Genomic DNA, 19,551 nt, shown 5'->3' on the forward strand with positions numbered 1-19,551 from the left:
CCCTACTTCCCTACCTGGCTTCTTGAAGAGTAAGGCTTTCAATGATATAGGTATCATGGTTAAGGCGGCAATAAACCAGGAAAATATAATGGTCGTTTACCTGATAGCAATTATAGTAGTCTTTGCGGAAACAGATACGATCGGGAGCTGGTTGCGATATTAGGAGGTCTTTAAAATCCGCTTCGGTAAGAACCGGTATTCCCTCGCAGGGAAGAATGGCTAGCTTTTGCAGGGGTGCAATCCATTCTGTATAAGTAGATACAATAGCGGCAGCTAGTGTATCTTCGAATCCCTGGCTAAGAAAATGCTGGGCTGATGTAGAATCTAATCCGTTTTTGGGTATGGCATACCCATCCTGCCATACCACCTGGTTAAAAAAACTTGTATAGATGGTAAAAGCTTTAACGACTTCTTGAAATGCCGGGTAATCTTTAGCAGATACCGGTTGCCAATCTGTGTTTATAGCTACAGGTGCTTTTGCCTGGTTCGTTAAGTCCTTCAGATTCGATCCCGATAACTCCTGCTGAGCTCCTGTAGGCAATTCGGCCTTAATAGTAGTATCCCAGCTCCTTAAGATTAACATGGTGAACAGAATAGCTAGCACCAATTTATTCAAAACCCAATTCCCCCCTTAATGAAACTAAGCCAGGTTAAACTATAATTAATATCCTAATTATAACAAAATGGAAGATAATGGCAAGATACGGTTGGCAAATAATATTAGATAGAAAATAACTGGGGAGTGGAGAGGGTACGGGAAGAAAGCTATCCGGAAGCAGTGAGGAATAGGGTAATGAGCAGAGGGGGGAAGAGGTAGGGAGCAGAAGCAGGAGACAGGAGACAGGAGACAGGTCTCTTTTGCTTCCTTAAAAAGGAAAAAAGAAGCGAAGGGATCGGCCCCCTTGCTTCCTAGGTGGTTAAGGTTACTACTACCAGCTCGGGAGGGTTAAATATCCTTAGGTTTAGGCTGTAATTACCCAGTCCTCTACTTACAAACATGGTTCCCTTTTCGGCTTCAAACCGTCCCGCATCGTAATAGGGAAAAAACTCTTTTTCCGGAGAGAGAAGGCCACCTTTAAAGGGTATTCGCACTATTCCCCCATGCATGTGGCCGGCGAATATCAAATCGGCTCCCCATTGATCATAAGTGGATAAGTAGGAAGGGGTATGCACTAAAAGGATATTAAAGGCGTTTTGATCAGGTTTACCCAGGTATTTTTCGATTAGGGACACGTTTAATTCGATTTTTTCTTCGGGAATAGTTGTATTCTTAGCACTGTAGTACATTAAAGGAACCTTTAATCCATAGAGGTTAATATGCTGGTTATCTCTTTTTAAGCTGATCATCTGGTTATCCAAAAGGGTAACTCCCGATTGGCTAAGACTATTCAGGTAGTCCTGGTTCCATTGGGCTCCTGATTGCTCAGCTCTTAAGCGGGCAATTTGTTCATGATTCCCGGATATGTAGTAAAGCGGATAGTAATTAGCTAGTTCTTGCGCCAGTTTCCGAAAGACATGACCATCATCATGCAGTGAATTTAGCATATCACCTGTAACTACAATAATATCGGGATTGATAGCCTGAATCTTTTTTAATAGCCGGGTATTATTCTCGCCAAAGCTATGACTATGTAAATCAGACAGTTGTAGAATTTTAAAACCATTAAATTTATCAGGTAGGGCGGGTGAATTGAGGGTGTAATTGGAAACATAGAGCCAATGGTTTTGACAGTATATAAATAAGGCTGCAGCCAGAACTATTCCAAGAATAGCGGTGACAACTTTTTTCATTCTTAGTTCTCCTTCTCCATAGGACATTCCATTTTAATTTTTAAAAACCATTCAATATTCTACCATAAGTAATTAACCTGCCAATGAGCAATACATGGATAAAGGGAAAAAGTTTCGAAAATGGGCAACCATCTTCCTCTTCCGGTGGTGTGCCTACGACGGGCAAGAAGGCCAAAAGGGAGGGGATGGATACTACCGGAGATAAATATGGCGGGTTGTGTTCCCGTATTCATAACTATATATCCTTATCGTACAAAAAGAGATAAGGTAGAGATTACGCAAAAAATAGGATTAAAAAGGAAGACTGTTCCTATACTTTAAAAAAGGAAGGGGAATAGTTAATGTATTTAATCAGCTTGACAGTTGTCCATAGAACCTGTAAAATTGCTTCGTAAAGTAGTTATGCTTTACACAAGTAAGGGGTATGGACATGCTGGAGAAAATCGAACATATTACCATGTTAAAGGATTTCTATGGTCCTCTTCTAACGGAAAAACAGCAGGCCGTACTATATCTGTATTACGAAAATGACTGGTCGATGACGGAGATAGCTGGTCATATGGGAATAACTCGCCAGGCGGTCTTTGATCTTTTGAAAAGATCGGAAAAGGCCTTAGAGGAGTACGAGGATCGTCTGCATTTGGTAGCGAGGTTTTATCAGGTACGCAGAAAAATGGAAGAGGTCTACACCCTTTTAAATCGTCCCGATCCCGACCGGGATACTGTTAGCCGGGCGGCGGAGTTGTTGCGAGAGGTAAGCGATTCGCTGTAATTAAAGGAGAGATAGCGTGGCTTTTGATGGATTATCAGAAAGGCTACAAGATATATTTAAAAAACTAAGGGGAAAAGGTAAAATCACCGAGGAAGACGTCAAGGTGGCTATGCGCGAAGTGCGGCTGGCTTTATTGGAGGCAGACGTTAATTTCAAGGTGGTTAAAGATTTTGTGGCCCGGGTACGGGAACGGGCAGTAGGACAGGAAGTCCTGCAGAGTTTAACACCGGGGCAGCAGATTATAAAGATTGTCCATGATGAGATGACTCTATTGATGGGGGGTACGGAGACAAAGCTTAATTTAGCTTCGCGTCCTCCTACAGTGATCATGGCCGTAGGTCTTCAGGGAGCCGGTAAAACTACTACTGTGGCTAAGCTTTCCAAAAACCTCATTAAGCAGGGACGGCGGCCGCTTATGGTAGCCTGTGATGTTTACCGTCCGGCTGCTATTAAGCAATTACAGGTTTTAGGTGAACAGCTGTCCGTGCCGGTTTTTTCTATGGGGCAGGGTAATCCGGTGGATATTGCTAAGGCATCATTAGAGTATGCCCATAGTAATAATCGCGATGTAGTGATACTGGATACGGCTGGCCGGTTGCATGTAAATGAAGAATTGATGGATGAGCTTAAGCATATTAAGGAGAGTGTTTCTCCTGATGATATATTGCTGGTGGTTGATGCTATGACCGGACAGGATGCGGTCAATGTAGCCGAAAGTTTTAACCAGCAAATTGGATTAACCGGGGTGATCCTTACTAAACTAGATGGTGATACCCGGGGCGGGGCGGCCTTGTCAGTAAAAGCGGTGACTGGATGTCCTATTAAATTTGCCGGGGTAGGGGAGAAGCTAGAGGCTTTGGAGCCCTTTTATCCGGACCGTATGGCCTCACGTATCTTAGGGATGGGTGATATATTAAGCCTGGTAGAAAAGGCTCAGGCTACCTTTGATGAGCAACAGGCCCGGGAAATGGAGAGAAAGCTGCGTCAGCAGGAATTTACCCTGGAGGATTTTTTAGAGCAGATTCAGCAGGTGCGTTCTATGGGGCCTTTAGAAGACTTACTGGCTATGATACCGGGTATGGGCAAACAGGTTAAAAACCTGCCCGGGCAATTTGATGAACGGGAACTACTGCATATAGAAGCGATTATCAGATCTATGACTCCCGATGAACGCCAGGATCCTGTAACTATAAATGGAAGCCGCAAAAAGCGTATTGCCCGGGGTAGTGGTACCCGGGTGCAGGAAGTAAACCGTTTGTTAAAACAGTTTGAAGAATCCAAAAAATTAATGAAGCAATTTGCGGATATGACCGGTAAAAAAGGGAAGAAAAAGGGAATGCCCCCTATTAAGTTTCCTTACTAAGATGAACCGGGTTGACCTTAGGTAACCTGGGCTGATAAAAATGGGGCTTAAAACCCGAGAATGGAATGTTCTAATATCCCAGACAGTTTTGCAGAGAGCGAGCAGAGAAAGTCTTATAGATTTATCTGTTGCTAAATAAATCTTACTTTAAAAAGCAGTTAAGGAGGTGAATACATGGCCACTAAGATGCGTTTAAAAAGGATGGGTGCTAAAAAGAGACCTTTTTATAGAGTAGTTATTGCTGATACCAGGTCTCCTCGCGATGGGCGCTTTATTGAAGAGATCGGCTATTATGATCCTGCAACCAGTCCTGCCACCGTCAACATTGATGAGGAAAAAGCTTTAAAATGGCTGGCCAGTGGAGCCAAACCTTCTGATACAGTGAAAACGCTGTTGCAGAAGCAAGGCATTATTGCCAGGTTTGCCGAGGCCCGCAAATAGAGGAGTACAGGCAGGGGGTGAGAGCAAATGAAAGAATTGGTGGAGTATATCGCCAAATCCCTGGTGGATAACCCCGATGATGTCAATGTCCAGGAAGTGGAAGGTGAAAGATCTATTATTTTAGAATTAAGAGTGGCACCTGATGACATGGGGAAGGTTATAGGTAAACAGGGCAAGATAGCTAAATCCATCCGTACCCTTACCAAGGCGGCTGCCGCTAAGGAGGGTAAAAGGGTAGTTGTAGAAATTTTACGTTAGGGCTATTTACTAGCCCTTTCACTTTCTGATCCTATATCGTTTTTCAGGAGTGATAACTTGAATCCCATGGATCTGGTCAGCATAGGCAGGATTGTTGGTACTCATGGGTATAAAGGAATACTTAAAGTAGTACCGCTTACTGATTTTCCCGAACGTTTTAAGGTTCTAAAAAAAGTATATATACACCGGGGCAGGCAAGTCGAACTGGTGGAAATGGAATCTGTTCAACCTCATAGAGATATGATGCTGGTAAAAATTAAAGGAATAGATTCCCGGGAAGTCGGTCAGGATTACTGTAATGCCTGGTTAAAGATAACTGAAGATGATTTATACCCCTTACCCGAAGGTTATTATTACCATTTTCAACTGGAGGGCTTATCAGTTTATGATAAGAAACGGGGTTATATTGGTGAGTTAGTTGAGATTTTAGAAACTGGGGTCAATGATGTTTATGTAGTTAATTCTCCCCGCTATGGAGAGGTTCTTATCCCTGCTATAAAAGAAGTTATCCAGGCAGTAGATCTGGACCAAAAGAAAATGCGGGTTAGCTTGCTGCCTGGTTTGATTGAGGATCAGGACTAAAGCTATTCTCCTTGATGGGGACCTGGGAGGTGTAGTAAAGGGCCTATGAAAATTGATATCCTTACCCTGTTTCCCGGTATGTTTGTTTCACCTTTTGCCGATAGTATTATTAAAAGAGCCCGGGAAAAGGGGCTGGTGGAAATCAACACTATTAATATCCGTGATTATGCCCTGGATCGACACCAGCAGGTTGATGATTACCCTTATGGCGGAGGGCAGGGTATGGTTATGAAACCTGATGTGGTATGCCGGGCTATTGATTCGGTTACCAGACCAGAGTCCCGGGTTTTATACATGTCCCCCCAGGGCAAAACCTTGAACCAGGTCCGGGTTCAGCAACTGGCTCAACAAGCCCATCTAGTCATCCTATGCGGCCATTACGAAGGTATTGATGCCCGTATCGGGGGACGGATAGATGAGGAAGTGTCTATCGGTGATTACATACTTACGGGGGGAGAATTAGGGGCCATGGTGGTAGTGGATGCCGTAGTGCGATTACTGCCGGGTGTATTAGGTGATGAACAGTCTGCCGCTGAGGAAAGCTTTGCGGAGGGATGGCTTGAATACCCCCATTATACCCGCCCAGCCGTTTTTGAAGAGCAGCCGGTACCTGAGGTACTTCTTTCCGGGCACCATGAAAATATTCGCCGCTGGAGAAAAAAGCAAAGTATTCTGATGACCCTTTTAAAGAGACCTGATATGCTACTAAACCGCGAGTTCGATGGGGAGGAGCGGTGTCTGCTGGAGGAGATTCTTTTTGACTGGGGGGGTAAAACGTGAGAAATTCGAAAGTGTATATAGCCTTGCTACACTACCCCATGTATAACAAACGTAGGGATATTATTACTACCTCAGTTACTAACCTGGATCTGCATGATATTGCCCGGGTGGCGAGAACCTATGATGTAGAAGGTTTTTTTATCGCCCATCCCTGTGATAACCAGCATCAGTTGATAAGGGATATACTTGCCTATTGGCAGGAAGGTTATGGGGGGCAATATAATCCCGATCGCAAAGAAGCATTTGAGCTCCTTAAAGTGGAACGAAGTTTGGAGGACGTGATAGGGGCTATACAGGCTGAAAGTGGACAAAGACCATTAGTTGTAGCTACTGATGCCCGCCGTTACCCGCAAAACATATCTTACCGGGATTTAAAAGCCCGCCTGTTTGCTAATAATGAGGTCTATTTAATTTTATTTGGTACGGGATGGGGAATTCAACAAGAAATTGTCGAACAGTGTGACTATATTTTGGAACCGGTGGAGCCGGAAAGAATATATAACCATCTTTCCGTACGCAGTGCGGTATCGATTATTTTAGATCGTCTTTTAGGGGAATTCTGGTACAACAACTGATTATGCTTGAGTAGGGCGGAATAGCTATGCTATAATATTTTTGTTCTGTGTAAATAAAGGTGGTCCGCTACAAATAAAATTGTATGAACACCTTCTGGAAGGAGGTTTAAACGGTGCAGGATATTATTAAATCTATAGAGGAAGAATATTGCAAAAAGGATATTCCCAGTTTTGGCCCTGGTGATACAGTCAAAGTTCATGTAAAGGTTGTTGAAGGTACCCGGGAAAGAATTCAGATTTTTGAAGGAACGGTAATAAAGATTCGGGGAACCGGTTTATCCCGGACCTTTACCGTCAGAAGAGTTTCCTATGGGGTTGGTGTAGAAAGAACCTTCCCGGTTCATTCACCCAAGATTGCTAAGATTGAAGTTACCCGTCGGGGTAAGGTGCGTAGAGCTCGTTTGTTCTACCTGCGTAAACTAACTGGTAAGAAAGCCAGGGTAAAAGAAAAGGGCCGTTTCTAGCCACGATTGTAAACATAGACGATAAGGAGAATACCTTTTTAGGGTATTCTCTTTTTTTCCTGGAGGTGGGTTAAGGTGAGTATTAATTGGTATCCTGGACATATGGTCAAAGCCCGCAGGGAAATAGAGGAAAATGTGAAATTAGTAGATATAGCGGTAATACTTCTAGATGCCCGGGCTCCATTGTCTTGTCGCAACCCTGATCTGGAAGAGATGGTTAAACGCAAAAAAATCGTTTTCATTTTAAATAAGGCTGATCTGGCTTCTCCTGAAGCTACCCGCAGCTACATAAAATATTTTAAACAGGAAGGCTATCTGGTAGCAGCTATGGATTCTATCAGTGGTCGGGGTTCTCGGCAGGTGGTCGAAGTGCTCCGGGCAGCTTATAAGGAAAAGGCCGCCGCCATGAAGAATAAAGGAAGAAGGGTACGCCCAGCCCGGGTTATGGTGGTGGGAGTCCCTAATATTGGTAAATCCACTTTTTTAAATGCTATGGTAGGAAAAAAGATGGCTCGTACCGGAGAGCGCCCCGGTGTTACCAGAGGAAAGCAGTGGATCAGGGTGAGGGAAGATATTGAGTTTATGGACACCCCCGGGCTTATGTGGCCCCGCATCGGGGATCCGGAACAAGGTTTAAAACTGGCCCTGCTTAATATTATCGGGGAAAACGCTTATCATGAAATGGATGTCTGCCTGTACCTGCTCCGCCTGCTCAGGAAAAAGTTTCCCTGGGTATTGACGGAAAGATATAAGGTGGATGAACCGGATCAACCGGAAGGTACTTTACTGGAAATCATAGCCAGAAAGCGCGGTCATCTAGTCAAAGGTGGAGAACTGGATCTGGACAAAACCTGCCAGCAACTGATTCTGGATTACCGTAAAGGTAACCTGGGAAGAATCAGTCTGGATTAGCTTCCCGGGGCTTTTCTAATAGCCCTTCAGCCATTCCCTGATACCTCCTTGCCATATTATTAAATAACTGATAAGCCTCTGTATCCTACCGATCCCAAGATCGTTCTGCGGTATTTTTTATCGAAGACTGGTGAATTCCATATGAATTTCTGGATAAAAGTAAAGAAAAAAGAAGGATTAACTAATTTGTTAACGAATATAATTTAGAAAACATTATACTATATATAACCAATAGTTATATATAGTCAATAGGAGGTTGGGGGAGGAATGGATAGAAGCAGGTGGTTTATTTTAATTACTGGGCTGGTCATTGGGGCAATTGCGGCTATACTGGTGAAACTGGGTAATCCACCCAATATGGGCTTTTGTATAGCTTGTTTTGAGCGGGATATGGCTGGGGCTCTGGGGCTTCACCGGGCCGGAGTAGTTCAGTATATGCGCCCGGAAATCATCGGTATTGTACTGGGAGCACTGCTTACATCGTTGTTTGCAGGTGAGTTTAAGGCCCGGGGAGGATCAGCAACTCTGGTCCGGTTTGTAATGGGCGTATTTATGATGATTGGTGCTCTGGTTTTCCTGGGATGTCCTTTGCGGGATGTACTGCGCATGGCTGGCGGGGATTATAATGCGGTAGTTGGTCTGGTGGGCTTTATTGTTGGAGTAGGTACGGGAGTATTTTTCCTCAAAAAGGGATTCAATCTGGGACGATCTGAGTATAGTCACACTAATACCGGAGGATATTTGCTACCTATAGTTTTTGTTTTTTTCTTTGTCCTATTGTTAAAAAGTACGGTTTTTAACCCGGATGCTGGAGGACCGTTGTTCTTTAGTGCTGAGGGACCTGGATCAATGGCTGCTCCTCTGGCCCTTTCGTTACTGGCCGGTATAGTGGTAGGTTTTTTGGCCCAGCGAACCCGTCTTTGCTTGAGCGGGGGCATCCGGGATTTTATACTTATCCGGGACAATTATCTTTTACTGGGATTCATAGGTGTATTTATTGGTGCACTGGTTCTTAATCTGGCCTTTGGCTTCTTTAAGCCTGGTTTCGCTGATCAGCCTGTTGCTCACACCATGCAGGTATGGAATTTCTTGGGATTATACCTGGTAGGGCTTACTGCTACTCTTTTAGGCGGGTGTCCCCTGCGCCAGTTGATTTTATCTGGTGAGGGTGATATGGATGCGGCAGCCGTAGTTGTCGGAATGGTCATCGGAGCCGCCTTTTGCCATAACTTTATGCTGGCAGCCAGCCCGGCTGGAGTCGGTAATTATGGGCAAATCGCCTGTGTAGTAGGAATTATCCTTATGGGGTGGATTGGTTGGAGTTTCCGGGAAGAATAGGAGGATGGTGTTATGCAAAAGGTTGATGTGCAGGGGTTAAGCTGTCCTATGCCGGTAATTAGATGTAAAAAAGCTATGGATCAGGGAGCTAATGATTTACTGGTGGTGGGCACCAGCCAGGTATCCAAGGAAAATGTTGCTAAACTAGCCCATTCCCAGGGATATACGGTAAATATAACTAAAGATGAAAAGGATAGCTGGGAAATGGTACTGCATAAGTAATATTTTCCAAGTAATTGCAGACTAATATAGTTTAAAACGATAGAATGAAAGAAGAACCGTTTGTTATAAGGTTCTTCTTTTTAGTTTGACCAGCATGTTTGCTGGGCCGATGGGTTGAAAGAAACCCTATCACCTAACCAGCAGGAAGATAACCCGAGGGCAAGGGTGTCTATCACAATGGGCAGCCTCCTACCCGATTTTTAAGCGGGATTTCTGGTTTTACCGGGGGGATCAGGTAGTGAAAAGATGGTTTTTGGTGTTAGTTCTGTTAGTGGCAGGAATGGTAGCGGCCTGCTTTATTTATTCATGGCAAGCAGGGGAAGAAGTACCGGTTGTTTCTCAATCTAAACGGGAAGATCCTCCTGAACGGATAGCCCCTCGCACTAGTACCATAGTTCTGACAGCGGCCGGGGATTGTTTAATGCATAACACCCAGATATGGTCTGGAAAACAGCGGGAGGGCAGTTATGATTTTAGTTCTTTTTTTCGTGAAGTAAAGCCTTTATTACAGGAGGGAGATTATACTTCAACCACCTTTGAAGCCCCTATGGCCGGGCCAGAATCAGGTTTTACCGGCTATCCTGCTTTTAACAGCCCGGATGAAATAGCTGATACATTTAAAGAAGCCGGTTTTGATTTAATAGTTACTTCCAATAATCATGCTCTGGATCGGGGCTACCGGGGAGCTTTGCGTACCCTGGAAGTATTGCGCAGCCGGGGACTTGATACTGTGGGCACTTATAGCAGTGAAGAAGAGAGCCGGAAATTTTTAATTAAGGATATTAAAGGGGTAAAAGTAGGGTACCTGGCTTACAGTTATGGAACTAATGGTATTCCAGTACCTGAGGAGCACCCTTATTTTTTTAATTTTCTGGATCGGGAGAAGATCTTAACTGATATACAGGCGATAAGGTCAGAGGTAGATGTACTAATGCTGGTTTTACATTGGGGAGTTGAATATTCCCCGCGTCCGACCCAGGAGCAGGTGATGCTGGCTCATGAATTTATTAAGGCAGGTGCCGATGTAATCCTGGGCAGTCATCCCCATGTTATTCAGACCATGGAGATAGTCAATATAGGGGAGCGAACTGGTTATGTAATTTATTCTATGGGTAACTTTATCAGCCACCAGCGTGGTCAGGAAAGAAACAGCGGTATCGTACTGCGTTTACAATTTACTAAGGATATGAGCACTGGAATAACGGTGCTTGATTCGGTAACCTATACTCCTACCTATTCTCATTCCTATTCCCAGGATGGAAAAGTACAATTTCGGGTGGTACCGGTAGAAGAAACCATTAAGAAAATTCAAAATGGGCAGGAACCGGTAATGAACCAGACCGATCTTCCTTTACTTCAAAATGTCCTACGGGATACCCAAAGCCGCCTAGGCCAACCATATTAGGAAGCAGGGGGGACGGTCCTTTTGCTTCCTTCTTCCTTAAAAAGGGAAAAAGAAGCAAAAAGACCGTCCCCCTGCTTCTTTTTTTAGTAATATTTTGCGGGTTTAAATAATAGCTATTTAATACAACTATTTTTGTGCCGAGGGTTGTTCCCGATAGTAGGTACCTGGTATAGACGCAGAATTAGTCTTTCCCTTAAAGGTTATTTTAAGTTTTATCGGTTTTATAGGTTTATGTTTTTTAAAAAGAGGTGAAGATGGTATTCGGGATTTTCGATGTAAAAAATGCAACAAATTACTGGGGCGCTGCCGGGGAGAGTATGAATTGGAGATAAAGTGCCCCCGCTGTGGATTTATTAACTATCTATATAACAGATTAACTATAAAGAGAAATCTTTGTTACAGCTAAACTTATTACCTGGTAAAAGTAAATATTTTAAAAAGAGAGCCGCAGAGCCCCGATAGTTTATAAAAATTATCGGGGTTTTTTTGAAGGGAGTGGAATAATGCAGGAGTTAAGGTGCCGGAGGTGTCACAAATTATTAGCCAGGTACAAAAAATATGCTGAACTGGAAATAAAATGTTGCCGATGTGGTTGTGTGAACTATTTTACAGTGACCATCAGTGGAGATAAACCACCTGACCATAAAGATCGGTTAACGACTAAGATTTTTATCGAATTATAACTGCTTTATCCTTATTAATATAAATTTCCCTTGTTATCTTTTTATGTTTGAATTAGAGGGCCCAGAGCCCCGCCAAAAAAAATTGGCGGGGCTTTTGCTATTTCTGCACGGGGAGGTGAGGCTAGAAAATTATCGTGTTTACCTGGGGTATATAGCACCCACAAGAATCTTATGCCAAAATAAATATCCTATAAGGAGGCAATGCCATGTCTGATTTTGTTCAGAAATTGGAGATGAAACGAGCTGATTATCCTGCTACGGTGCCAGTTGCTAAGCTAGGCGAGAGGAAGGCTAAGTTTGAGGGGATGGGCCGCATTACAGATAATGCCTATGCCCGGTTAAGAGAAGTTGTATGTGTTTCTGCCTGTCGGACCCCTTTTGGAGTTTTTGGGGGGAAATTAAAAGAATACGATGCATCCCAGCTGGGGGCTTTGGCAATAAAGGAATGTTTGCGTAGGGTAGATGAAAAAGTTAAGCCTGAAGAGGTAGATTATGTCTACATGGGACAGGTCGTTCCCGCCGGCTGCGGACAGGTACCCAGCCGCCAGGCTACTCTGCTGGCTGGTATGCCTGAATCAGTACCATCCATAACCATAAATAAAGTTTGTTCTTCGGGTATTAAGACGGTTGATTTGGCTATGCAATTAATAAAAGTCGGCCGGGCCGAGATAGTTATAGCTGGTGGTATGGAAAGTATGAGTAATTGCCCTTATTCTTTACCTGATTTGCGCTGGGGAAGTCGTATGGGTATTCCTAATGGGCGGGTGGTGGATCTCATGGTCTACGACGGCTTATGGGATGCTTTTTATAACCGGCATATGGCCCTGCATGGCTCCGAAGTATCCGATGAGTTTGGGATTACGCGGGAGGATCAGGATGAGTGGGCTTTTATCTCCCAGTCCAGAGCTGTAGATGCTATGAATAATGGTCGTTTAGATGATGAAGTATTCCCAGTGGCTATTAAGCGGGGTAAAGATGTTATGCGGGTTGATGAAGGACCGCGGCCTAATACTACTATGGAAGGATTAGGCAGGCTAACACCTGTTTTCAACCACAAGAGTACAGTGACGGGTGCTCCAGGTAGTGTGACAGCTGGAAATGCTCCCGGGGTTAATGATGGGGCTACGGCAGTGATGCTGATGAGTCGCGAAAAAGCTGATGAACTAGGCCTCAAACCATTATTTACCCTGATTGATTATGCGGAAGTATCCCAGCAAACTAAGGATATTGCTACTGTTCCGGGATTATCTATTAAAAAGGTCCTCCAACAGAATAATCTGACTTATAAAGATATGGATTTAATTGAAATTAATGAGGCTTTTGCTGCCGTGGTACTAGTCAGTGCCCGTGGTGTACTGGGAATGCAAAAAGAAGAAATGTTGGAAAAAGTCAATGTAAATGGCAGTGCCATAGCTTTTGGCCATCCCATTGGGGCAACTGGTTCCCGTATTCTTATGACCCTGGCTTATGAATTAAAACGCCGGGGCGGTGGATATGGAGTTTGTGGAATATGTTCCGGTCATGCTCAAGGTGATTCTATGCTAATCAAGGTAGAGCCATAGGCACACCGTTTAATTTTAACTAGTACAACTAAGGAGGCAGAAAACATGGAAATAAAAAACATTTTTGTGGTAGGAGCTGGCCAGATGGGAAACGGTATTGCCCAGGTGTCAGCCCAGAGTGGATGGAATACCGTTCTTTATGATATCAATATGGATCTGGTCAATAAAGGCCTGGCCGTAATTGAAGGCAACCTGAAACGCAATGTATCTAAAGGAAGGATGACTGAAGACGAAAAAGAGGCGATCATGAAGCGACTTACGCCCTCCGTCAATCTGGAAGATGCCGCCCAGGCTGATCTGGTCATCGAGGCCATTATTGAGAATTTTGATATTAAGAAAAAGGTTTTCCAACAGTTGGATCAGATTACCCCGGATCATGCTATTTTAGCTACCAATACTTCTTCCCTGCCTATTACTCAGATAGCCGCAGTTACTAAACGGCCGGAAAAGGTTATCGGTATGCACTTTATGAATCCGGTACCGGTGATGAAATTAGTGGAAATCATCCGCGGCCTGGCTACTTCTGATGAAGTCTACCAGATTATCGAAGAGGCTTCCGTCAAAATGGGCAAAACTCCGGTATGGTGTAAGGATGTACCTGGTTTTGTATCTAACCGCGTGTTGCAGGTTATGATCAATGAAGCTCTCTGGGAATTGTATGAAGGGGTAGCTCCTCCCGAGAATATTGACAATATTATGAAACTGGGTATGAATCATCCCATGGGGCCCCTGGCTCTGGCTGATCTAATTGGACTGGATACCGTTTTATCTATACTAAATGTTTTGTATACCGGTTATGGTGATCCTAAATATCGTCCTTCCCCACTTCTCAAACAATACGTACAGGCCGGCTGGCTGGGGCGAAAAACCGGCCGGGGTATATACAATTACCGCTCCTAGCAGTCAGGGGGCAGTTATTGGAAGGGGGAATGAAGGTGCAGTTTGATAACGTTATTTTGCAGAAGGAAAAGCAGATAGCCACATTATTCATTAATCGCCCTAAGGCGATGAATGCACTAAATAAAGAAACACTTTTGGATATAAAAGCCGCCGTAAAAAATGTGCAGGCTGATAATGATATTGCAGTTCTGATTATAACTGGAGCAGGTGACCGATCTTTTGTAGCCGGGGCTGATATTAGCTTTATGCAGGATATGGCGGCCCTTGAAGGACGTAAGTTCGGGATCCTAGGGCAGCAGGTTTTCCGGCTGATTGAATCTATGGAAAAACCGGTAATTGCTGCTATTAATGGTTTTTGTCTGGGTGGAGGCTGTGAGCTGGCTATGGCTTGTGATATACGCATTAGCTCGGAAAAGGGCAAGTTTGGCCAGCCTGAAGTAGGCCTGGGGGTTACCCCAGGTTTTGGAGGGACACAACGTTTGCCCCGTATTGTGGGACCGGGTATGGCCAAGTTGATTCTTTATACTGGCGATGTGATTGATGCTATGGAAGCCTTGCGTATCGGGTTAGTAGATCACGTGGTCGCCAGTGAAGAACTGATGGACTATGTAACTAAGCTGGCCAATAAAATTGCCAGCAAAGGGCAAGTGGCGGTGCAGATGTGTAAAGTAGCAGTCAATGAGGGGTTGCAAACGGATATTGACCGGGCCATGAGCCTGGAAGTAGATTTATTCGGGATCTGTTTTGCCACCGAAGACCAGAAAGAAGGTATGCAGGCTTTTATAGAAAAGAGAAAGCCTGATTTCCGGGGGAAATAGGGGAGGAGTGAGCTTATTAATGGAATTTGCTCTGTCAGATGAATCTTTAATGATGCGGGATATGTTTAGAAAATTTGCTAAAAATGAAATTGAACCGCTGGCAGCGGAGATTGATAAAACCCATGAGTTTCCTATAGAGAATTTTAAAAAGATGGCTGATCTAGGTCTTACTGGTTTGCCTATTCCTGAAGAATGGGGAGGAGCAGGGGCTACTTACCTGGATTTTGCTATATTTGTAGAGGAACTGGCCAAATGCTGTGCCTCTACTGCAGTTATCATGAGTGTGCATACTGGATTGGGATGTATGAGTACCTATTTATATGGCAGCCAACGGGTAAAGGAAAAATACCTGCGGGCTTTGGCTACGGGAGAAATTATAGGTGCTTATGCCCTTACCGAACCAGATGCTGGTTCTGATGCGGCTTCTTTAAAATGTAAAGCCGAGGATAAAGGGGATCATTTCCTGGTTAATGGCAGCAAAATCTTTATTACTAACGGTGGAGTGGCTACTACCTATTGTACCTTTGTAAAGACTGATCCTACCCAGCCTCCTGGCAGGGGGATTACCTGCCTAATAATCGAAAAAGATACCCCTGGTTTTACCATGAGTAAACCGGTGGGCAAGATGGGTATGAACGGTTCGCCTACTGTGGAACTATATTTTGAAGATGTTAAGGTACCTAAAGAAAATGTACTGGGGGAAATTAATGACGGTTTTAAGGTAGCTATGGGCCTTTTAGCCGGAGGACGTATTACTATTGGTGCCCAGGGCCTAGGAATAGGGGAAGGGGCTCTGGAGTTTACTGTAAATTATATTAAAGAAAGACGCCAGTTTGGCAGACCTTTGGCGGCTAACCAGGGGGTTCAGTTCATGGTAGCAGATATGGCATCAGCTTTGGATGCTGCCCAGCTTTTAATTTACCGGGCTGCCTGGCTTAAAGATCAGGGATTATCTCATAATAAGGAAGCCTCTATGGCTAAAAAATTTGCTACGGATACTGCCATGCAGGTGTGTACCGATTGTGTACAGCTGATGGGCGGGTATGGCTATTGCAGTGAGTTCCCCGTTGAAAGAATGATGCGTGATGTTAAGATCACCCAGATTTATGAAGGTTCCAACCAGATTCAAAGAATGATTATCGGCCGCGAAGTGATTGGTAAGTTTTAAATAACCAGCTATCCCCTTTAAGGGTTTAGGTGCCAGTAGATTATGCTGGCACCAGCTTTTAAGGGGTTGGTAACACAAAGGAGGAAAGAAATGGGAGTACCAAAAAGGATCACACTATCAGAAGCTGCTGCCTTAATAAATGATGGAGATATGCTTTCGTTCAGTGGATTCACTATTTGGCGACGTCCTATGGCTTTAGTTTACGAAATGGTGCGTCAGGGTAAGAAAAACCTGCACCTATTTGAAGTTAACGGCGGGACCCATACTGAGGTACTGGCCGGAGCCGGGACTATTAAGATATGGGAATCCTGCTGGGTAGGGCATGAATTATACGGGAAACTGGGGGAGGCTATTGCCAGGGGGCAGGTGGAAGGTGGTATTATTGTCGAGGACTACAGCCATGGTCATGTAGTGGCCCGGCTGTTGGCTGGAGCATATGGGCTGCCGTTTTTACCCTGTGCATTGTCTATGGGTACTGACATATTAAACCCGGAGTTTGACATGCTGAGAAGAGCCGGACTACGTGATGGTTCCAATCCCAAAATCCCGCTGCAGAAATACACTACTGCACAGGATCCCTTTTTTGGCATGGGAGAGGTATTGCTTATGCCGGCTGCCAATCCCCACTGGGCTCTGGTATATGCTTCCCAGGTAGGAGATGAAGGAACTGTAAGGATGTTTGCTCAGACCTATACGGATGCCGAGGTAATCAAAGCGGCTGAAAAGGTGATCGTGGTAGCAGAAGAAATTGTACCGGACAGCTATTTGCGCCAGGAACCGGAAAAGAATCTGGCCCCTGGTTTTGCGGTAGATTATGTACTGGAATTACCCTGGGGAGCTCATCCCACCGGTTCACAAGGGTATTACGATGTTGATGGCGAGTTTATAAAGGATTTGTATGTGGCTTCTAAATCGGAAAAAGGTTTTGAAAAATGGGCTAATGAGTGGATCTTTGGGGTGGAAAGCCATGAAGAATACCTGGAAAAACTAGGTATAACCCGATTAGAAAAATTACGGGCTAACCGGGTTCTGGGCTATTCAACCCGGGTGAAAAGGGGGGCGAGATAAATGGCTGATAGGAACGATTTTGCCAGACCAGGTGAATATAAACCTATCGACTTATTAGCTGTGGCAGCAGCCCGTGAGGTAAAAGATGGTGATGTGGTTTTTGCTGGTACCGGCCTGCCTATGTTGGCTATTATGCTGGCCCAGTTGACTAGTGCCCCTGCGTCGGTATGTATTTACGAAGCAGGTAGTATTGATGGAAGGCCTATTCATCTTCCTTCATCAGTGGGGGATGCGCGTTGTGCTTACCAGGCTTCCATGGCCGCGGGATTAACCGAAGCCTTTTTTGGGCAGCTCCATACCGGTTATGTGGATTTAGCTTTTTTAGGAGGAGCAGAGATAGATAAGTATGGTAATGTTAATACTACTGTACTGGGTAATTATTGCTCTCCTGATAAAAGGTTTACCGGTAGTGGAGGTAACCCGGATATTAATGCCCTGGCCCGGCGTACAGTGTTTATAATGGTGCAGGAAAAACGTCGCTTTAGAGAAAATGTGGATTATATTACTTCTCCAGGCTGGCGACTGCATAAATGGCCGGGAGGGGAATGGGCGCATAAAAAAGAAATCTACGGAAAGTTTTTCCGGGGAGGACCTGAGGCAGTTATAACTAATATGGGGGTATTTCGTTTTGATGAGGAAGGGGTTATGTACCTGGAAACAGTACACCCGGGTTATACCCCGGAACAGGTAAAAGAGAACTGTTCTTTTGACCTTAATATTTCCCGGGTTAGTGGCGAAACTAAACCGCCTACCTACCACGAACTGGATTTATTATATAAAACAGTAGATCCAGAGGGAATTTTCCTACCTTAATTTGTTTAGTCTACAGGTGCAAAGCGAGTTTTTCTGCGGCCAGGTATTGGTAAAGGGAAATATTAATAGTTATAGTTTAGGCGGGTAGAAAAAGAGGGGTTGTTCTAAGGCTGGTTTACAGGTAACTGTCGGAACACCGGACTGACCCCCTAATATTGTACAAAAACTCTTAATGTCTGGCTGATACTTAGAATTTGAAAATTTATATAAACTGGCTTTGCCAGGATCATTATTATACCCTTACAGACTGGATTTTTAAGGATTTCTGCTGTAACAGGTGGTACGCTTCATTTGGAGTATGATATTTCAAACTGGAATGAATCCGCACTGCGTTGTAGTCTTTTATGAATTGGCTTACCGTATCGTAAGCTTCGGCATAACTTTGGAATTCATGCTTGCTCAGACATTCTCCTTCTAGGATGGCATTGAAAGATTCAATGTGAGCATTTTTATTGGGTGTACGACAAGGAATACGCTCATGTTCAACGCCGAATTTAATACAGCTTTCATCAAAATGATGACTGATAAACTGTGGCCCATTGTCACTTCGGATGACTAAATCATCGGTTCCATATACCTGACGTTTAAACATGGCTGCCTGTACAGTACGTGCAGCATCCTGAGCATTACAGTTTAGGCCGATGTGGTAATCCACAATAACCCGATCAAACACGTCTATGATAGGCAGAATATAAAAGAAACGGTTTTCTCCAGTAATATAGCCGTATTTGAGATCGATTTCCCACAGACGATTTGAAGAAGTAATTTCATGGTTCCGTGCCAGTCGTCTGGGATGCTTTGCTTTAAGTTTACGCTGCGGTTTCAATATATCCAGTTCTTTACACAAACGATATACTTTCTTTTTATTGATGATAAGCTGGTATTTCCGTCTGAGCGCCCAGGTTAATTTGTGGTAACCATAGTATTCTCCTTCAGCGAAGATGAGTTCACAAAGCCATTCTTTAACCTGTTCATTGCTTACAAATCTGCCATCGTTAGTGCAGGTACTTGCAGTTGTCGGGTGGCCGCCTCTGTGATTAAGTGCAGAAACTGGATGCTTCAAATGGTAATAGTATGTTGAGCGGCTAAGCCCGACCAATCGCAATACAAGGGTTTTATGATATCCTCTTGATATCCATTTGCTGGATATATCTACTTTATCTTGAATTGTGGGTTCGTTTTTTTTACAAGATCCTTAAGAATGGCTATTTCAAGGTCTTTTTCGCCCAGCAACTTTTTAAGTTTCTCGTTTTCAGATTCCAATGCTTTAGCGCTTTGATTATATGGTCCGATTCTAACAGGGATTGGTCCTATTCCAATACTATTGTGATTCTTATGTTCTCTAACCCAACGACTGACCATGTTGGCAGATAAATCATTCTTCCGGGCCACAATAGCGGCATTGCCAACTTCCAGAGATTCTTTAACAATCTGATCTTTAAATTCTTGTGAGTACCTTTTACGTTGCATATTGCCCCCTCCTGTTTTAAAAGGTACCAGATTAAGATACTTTGTCCAAGTCGGTTAGGGGGCTAAAGAGAACACTACTAAGGTAAAAACTTTCCGGGTTTTAAAAGGGGTTTCTTAAAACCGGAGTATGTAAAATTTTTACCTTATTTACAGACGAAAAATAATT

Annotated in this window: 24 protein-coding genes; 20 read left to right on the forward strand and 4 right to left on the reverse strand. The window is 44.0% G+C overall.

Annotated features, from left to right (window positions below; translation table 11 throughout):
- Positions 1 to 10: 10 nt before the first annotated feature.
- On the reverse strand, positions 11 to 616 hold the full coding sequence (locus ACZ5Q0_RS09530; RefSeq protein WP_446818248.1) for a hypothetical protein: 606 nt from the start codon (positions 614 to 616) through the stop codon (positions 11 to 13).
- Between the two features lie 293 nt (positions 617 to 909).
- Complete coding sequence (locus ACZ5Q0_RS09535; RefSeq protein ID WP_446818247.1) at positions 910 to 1,791, reverse strand: metallophosphoesterase; 882 nt, start codon at positions 1,789 to 1,791, stop codon at positions 910 to 912.
- Positions 1,792 to 2,221: 430 nt separating this feature from the next.
- Here ACZ5Q0_RS09535 and ylxM point away from each other — a divergent pair, with 430 nt between their 5' ends.
- From ylxM to ACZ5Q0_RS09635, 20 genes are all read left to right on the forward strand, one after another.
- Positions 2,222 to 2,563 (forward strand): YlxM family DNA-binding protein, encoded by a 342-nt coding sequence (gene ylxM / locus ACZ5Q0_RS09540; protein ID WP_446818246.1) that lies wholly within the window; start codon positions 2,222 to 2,224, stop codon positions 2,561 to 2,563.
- Between the two features lie 16 nt (positions 2,564 to 2,579).
- The gene (gene ffh / locus ACZ5Q0_RS09545; RefSeq protein WP_446818245.1) at positions 2,580 to 3,926 is read left to right on the forward strand and encodes a signal recognition particle protein; all 1,347 of its coding nucleotides are present in this window, start codon (positions 2,580 to 2,582) and stop codon (positions 3,924 to 3,926) included.
- A 174-nt stretch (positions 3,927 to 4,100) separates the two neighbouring features.
- Positions 4,101 to 4,367 (forward strand): 30S ribosomal protein S16, encoded by a 267-nt coding sequence (gene rpsP / locus ACZ5Q0_RS09550; protein WP_446818244.1) that lies wholly within the window; start codon positions 4,101 to 4,103, stop codon positions 4,365 to 4,367.
- A gap of 27 nt (positions 4,368 to 4,394) precedes the next feature.
- The gene (locus ACZ5Q0_RS09555; protein WP_446818243.1) at positions 4,395 to 4,625 is read left to right on the forward strand and encodes a KH domain-containing protein; all 231 of its coding nucleotides are present in this window, start codon (positions 4,395 to 4,397) and stop codon (positions 4,623 to 4,625) included.
- Between the two features lie 66 nt (positions 4,626 to 4,691).
- The gene (gene rimM / locus ACZ5Q0_RS09560) at positions 4,692 to 5,207 is read left to right on the forward strand and encodes a ribosome maturation factor RimM (protein WP_446820779.1); all 516 of its coding nucleotides are present in this window, start codon (positions 4,692 to 4,694) and stop codon (positions 5,205 to 5,207) included.
- 45 nt (positions 5,208 to 5,252) lie between these two features.
- Entirely contained in the window at positions 5,253 to 5,987 is a 735-nt protein-coding gene (gene trmD / locus ACZ5Q0_RS09565; protein WP_446818242.1) for a tRNA (guanosine(37)-N1)-methyltransferase TrmD, read from the forward strand.
- 38 nt (positions 5,988 to 6,025) lie between these two features.
- The gene (locus tag ACZ5Q0_RS09570) at positions 6,026 to 6,562 is read left to right on the forward strand and encodes an RNA methyltransferase (protein ID WP_464827303.1); all 537 of its coding nucleotides are present in this window, start codon (positions 6,026 to 6,028) and stop codon (positions 6,560 to 6,562) included.
- Between the two features lie 113 nt (positions 6,563 to 6,675).
- The gene (rplS, locus tag ACZ5Q0_RS09575; protein ID WP_446818240.1) at positions 6,676 to 7,026 is read left to right on the forward strand and encodes a 50S ribosomal protein L19; all 351 of its coding nucleotides are present in this window, start codon (positions 6,676 to 6,678) and stop codon (positions 7,024 to 7,026) included.
- Between the two features lie 75 nt (positions 7,027 to 7,101).
- Positions 7,102 to 7,938 (forward strand): ribosome biogenesis GTPase YlqF, encoded by an 837-nt coding sequence (gene ylqF / locus ACZ5Q0_RS09580; RefSeq protein ID WP_446818239.1) that lies wholly within the window; start codon positions 7,102 to 7,104, stop codon positions 7,936 to 7,938.
- A 267-nt stretch (positions 7,939 to 8,205) separates the two neighbouring features.
- A complete protein-coding gene (gene yedE / locus ACZ5Q0_RS09585) occupies positions 8,206 to 9,276 on the forward strand; it encodes a YedE family putative selenium transporter (protein WP_446818238.1) in 1,071 nt (356 codons plus the stop codon).
- Between the two features lie 12 nt (positions 9,277 to 9,288).
- Positions 9,289 to 9,498, forward strand: a complete 210-nt coding sequence (locus ACZ5Q0_RS09590) for a sulfurtransferase TusA family protein (protein WP_446818237.1) — start codon at positions 9,289 to 9,291, stop codon at positions 9,496 to 9,498.
- A 238-nt stretch (positions 9,499 to 9,736) separates the two neighbouring features.
- The gene (locus ACZ5Q0_RS09595; protein ID WP_446818236.1) at positions 9,737 to 10,903 is read left to right on the forward strand and encodes a CapA family protein; all 1,167 of its coding nucleotides are present in this window, start codon (positions 9,737 to 9,739) and stop codon (positions 10,901 to 10,903) included.
- Between the two features lie 295 nt (positions 10,904 to 11,198).
- A complete protein-coding gene (locus tag ACZ5Q0_RS09600) occupies positions 11,199 to 11,309 on the forward strand; it encodes a Com family DNA-binding transcriptional regulator (protein WP_464827304.1) in 111 nt (36 codons plus the stop codon).
- Positions 11,310 to 11,406: 97 nt separating this feature from the next.
- Positions 11,407 to 11,586, forward strand: coding sequence for a Com family DNA-binding transcriptional regulator (locus tag ACZ5Q0_RS09605; protein ID WP_446818235.1), 180 nt, complete (start codon positions 11,407 to 11,409; stop codon positions 11,584 to 11,586).
- A gap of 206 nt (positions 11,587 to 11,792) precedes the next feature.
- On the forward strand, positions 11,793 to 13,148 hold the full coding sequence (locus ACZ5Q0_RS09610) for an acetyl-CoA C-acyltransferase (protein ID WP_447182496.1): 1,356 nt from the start codon (positions 11,793 to 11,795) through the stop codon (positions 13,146 to 13,148).
- A 45-nt stretch (positions 13,149 to 13,193) separates the two neighbouring features.
- Complete coding sequence (locus tag ACZ5Q0_RS09615) at positions 13,194 to 14,048, forward strand: 3-hydroxybutyryl-CoA dehydrogenase (protein ID WP_447182497.1); 855 nt, start codon at positions 13,194 to 13,196, stop codon at positions 14,046 to 14,048.
- A 35-nt stretch (positions 14,049 to 14,083) separates the two neighbouring features.
- Entirely contained in the window at positions 14,084 to 14,866 is a 783-nt protein-coding gene (locus ACZ5Q0_RS09620) for a short-chain-enoyl-CoA hydratase (RefSeq protein WP_447182498.1), read from the forward strand.
- Positions 14,867 to 14,885: 19 nt separating this feature from the next.
- Positions 14,886 to 16,034 (forward strand): acyl-CoA dehydrogenase, encoded by a 1,149-nt coding sequence (locus ACZ5Q0_RS09625; RefSeq protein ID WP_447182499.1) that lies wholly within the window; start codon positions 14,886 to 14,888, stop codon positions 16,032 to 16,034.
- A gap of 90 nt (positions 16,035 to 16,124) precedes the next feature.
- Positions 16,125 to 17,102, forward strand: coding sequence for a CoA transferase subunit A (locus ACZ5Q0_RS09630; protein ID WP_447182500.1), 978 nt, complete (start codon positions 16,125 to 16,127; stop codon positions 17,100 to 17,102).
- On the forward strand, positions 17,103 to 17,915 hold the full coding sequence (locus tag ACZ5Q0_RS09635) for a CoA-transferase subunit beta (RefSeq protein ID WP_447182501.1): 813 nt from the start codon (positions 17,103 to 17,105) through the stop codon (positions 17,913 to 17,915). It abuts the gene before it with no gap.
- A 232-nt stretch (positions 17,916 to 18,147) separates the two neighbouring features.
- Here ACZ5Q0_RS09635 and ACZ5Q0_RS09640 read toward each other — a convergent pair whose 3' ends face one another.
- A complete protein-coding gene (locus ACZ5Q0_RS09640) occupies positions 18,148 to 19,020 on the reverse strand; it encodes an IS3 family transposase (RefSeq protein ID WP_464827124.1) in 873 nt (290 codons plus the stop codon).
- A 47-nt stretch (positions 19,021 to 19,067) separates the two neighbouring features.
- The gene (locus ACZ5Q0_RS09645; protein ID WP_447182485.1) at positions 19,068 to 19,385 is read right to left on the reverse strand and encodes a transposase; all 318 of its coding nucleotides are present in this window, start codon (positions 19,383 to 19,385) and stop codon (positions 19,068 to 19,070) included.
- Between the last annotated feature and the right edge of the window lie 166 nt (positions 19,386 to 19,551).

The organism is Syntrophomonas erecta subsp. sporosyntropha (genome assembly GCF_055395365.1).

Bases quoted from the DNA above. Each gene is read 5' to 3' on its own strand.
- ACZ5Q0_RS09555 (WP_446818243.1), top strand. From the start codon at position 4,395: ATGAAAGAATTGGTGGAGTATATCGCCAAATCCCTGGTGGATAACCCC.
- ACZ5Q0_RS09610 (WP_447182496.1), top strand. From the start codon at position 11,793: ATGTCTGATTTTGTTCAGAAATTGGAGATGAAACGAGCTGATTATCCT.
- ACZ5Q0_RS09645 (WP_447182485.1), bottom strand. From the start codon at position 19,385: ATGCAACGTAAAAGGTACTCACAAGAATTTAAAGATCAGATTGTTAAA.
- ylxM (WP_446818246.1), top strand. From the start codon at position 2,222: ATGCTGGAGAAAATCGAACATATTACCATGTTAAAGGATTTCTATGGT.
- ACZ5Q0_RS09535 (WP_446818247.1), bottom strand. From the start codon at position 1,791: ATGAAAAAAGTTGTCACCGCTATTCTTGGAATAGTTCTGGCTGCAGCC.
- ACZ5Q0_RS09630 (WP_447182500.1), top strand. From the start codon at position 16,125: ATGGGAGTACCAAAAAGGATCACACTATCAGAAGCTGCTGCCTTAATA.
- yedE (WP_446818238.1), top strand. From the start codon at position 8,206: ATGGATAGAAGCAGGTGGTTTATTTTAATTACTGGGCTGGTCATTGGG.
- ACZ5Q0_RS09590 (WP_446818237.1), top strand. From the start codon at position 9,289: ATGCAAAAGGTTGATGTGCAGGGGTTAAGCTGTCCTATGCCGGTAATT.
- ACZ5Q0_RS09570 (WP_464827303.1), top strand. From the start codon at position 6,026: ATGTATAACAAACGTAGGGATATTATTACTACCTCAGTTACTAACCTG.
- ACZ5Q0_RS09635 (WP_447182501.1), top strand. From the start codon at position 17,103: ATGGCTGATAGGAACGATTTTGCCAGACCAGGTGAATATAAACCTATC.
- rpsP (WP_446818244.1), top strand. From the start codon at position 4,101: ATGGCCACTAAGATGCGTTTAAAAAGGATGGGTGCTAAAAAGAGACCT.
- ACZ5Q0_RS09605 (WP_446818235.1), top strand. From the start codon at position 11,407: ATGCAGGAGTTAAGGTGCCGGAGGTGTCACAAATTATTAGCCAGGTAC.
- ACZ5Q0_RS09615 (WP_447182497.1), top strand. From the start codon at position 13,194: ATGGAAATAAAAAACATTTTTGTGGTAGGAGCTGGCCAGATGGGAAAC.
- trmD (WP_446818242.1), top strand. From the start codon at position 5,253: ATGAAAATTGATATCCTTACCCTGTTTCCCGGTATGTTTGTTTCACCT.
- rimM (WP_446820779.1), top strand. From the start codon at position 4,692: ATGGATCTGGTCAGCATAGGCAGGATTGTTGGTACTCATGGGTATAAA.
- ACZ5Q0_RS09625 (WP_447182499.1), top strand. From the start codon at position 14,886: ATGGAATTTGCTCTGTCAGATGAATCTTTAATGATGCGGGATATGTTT.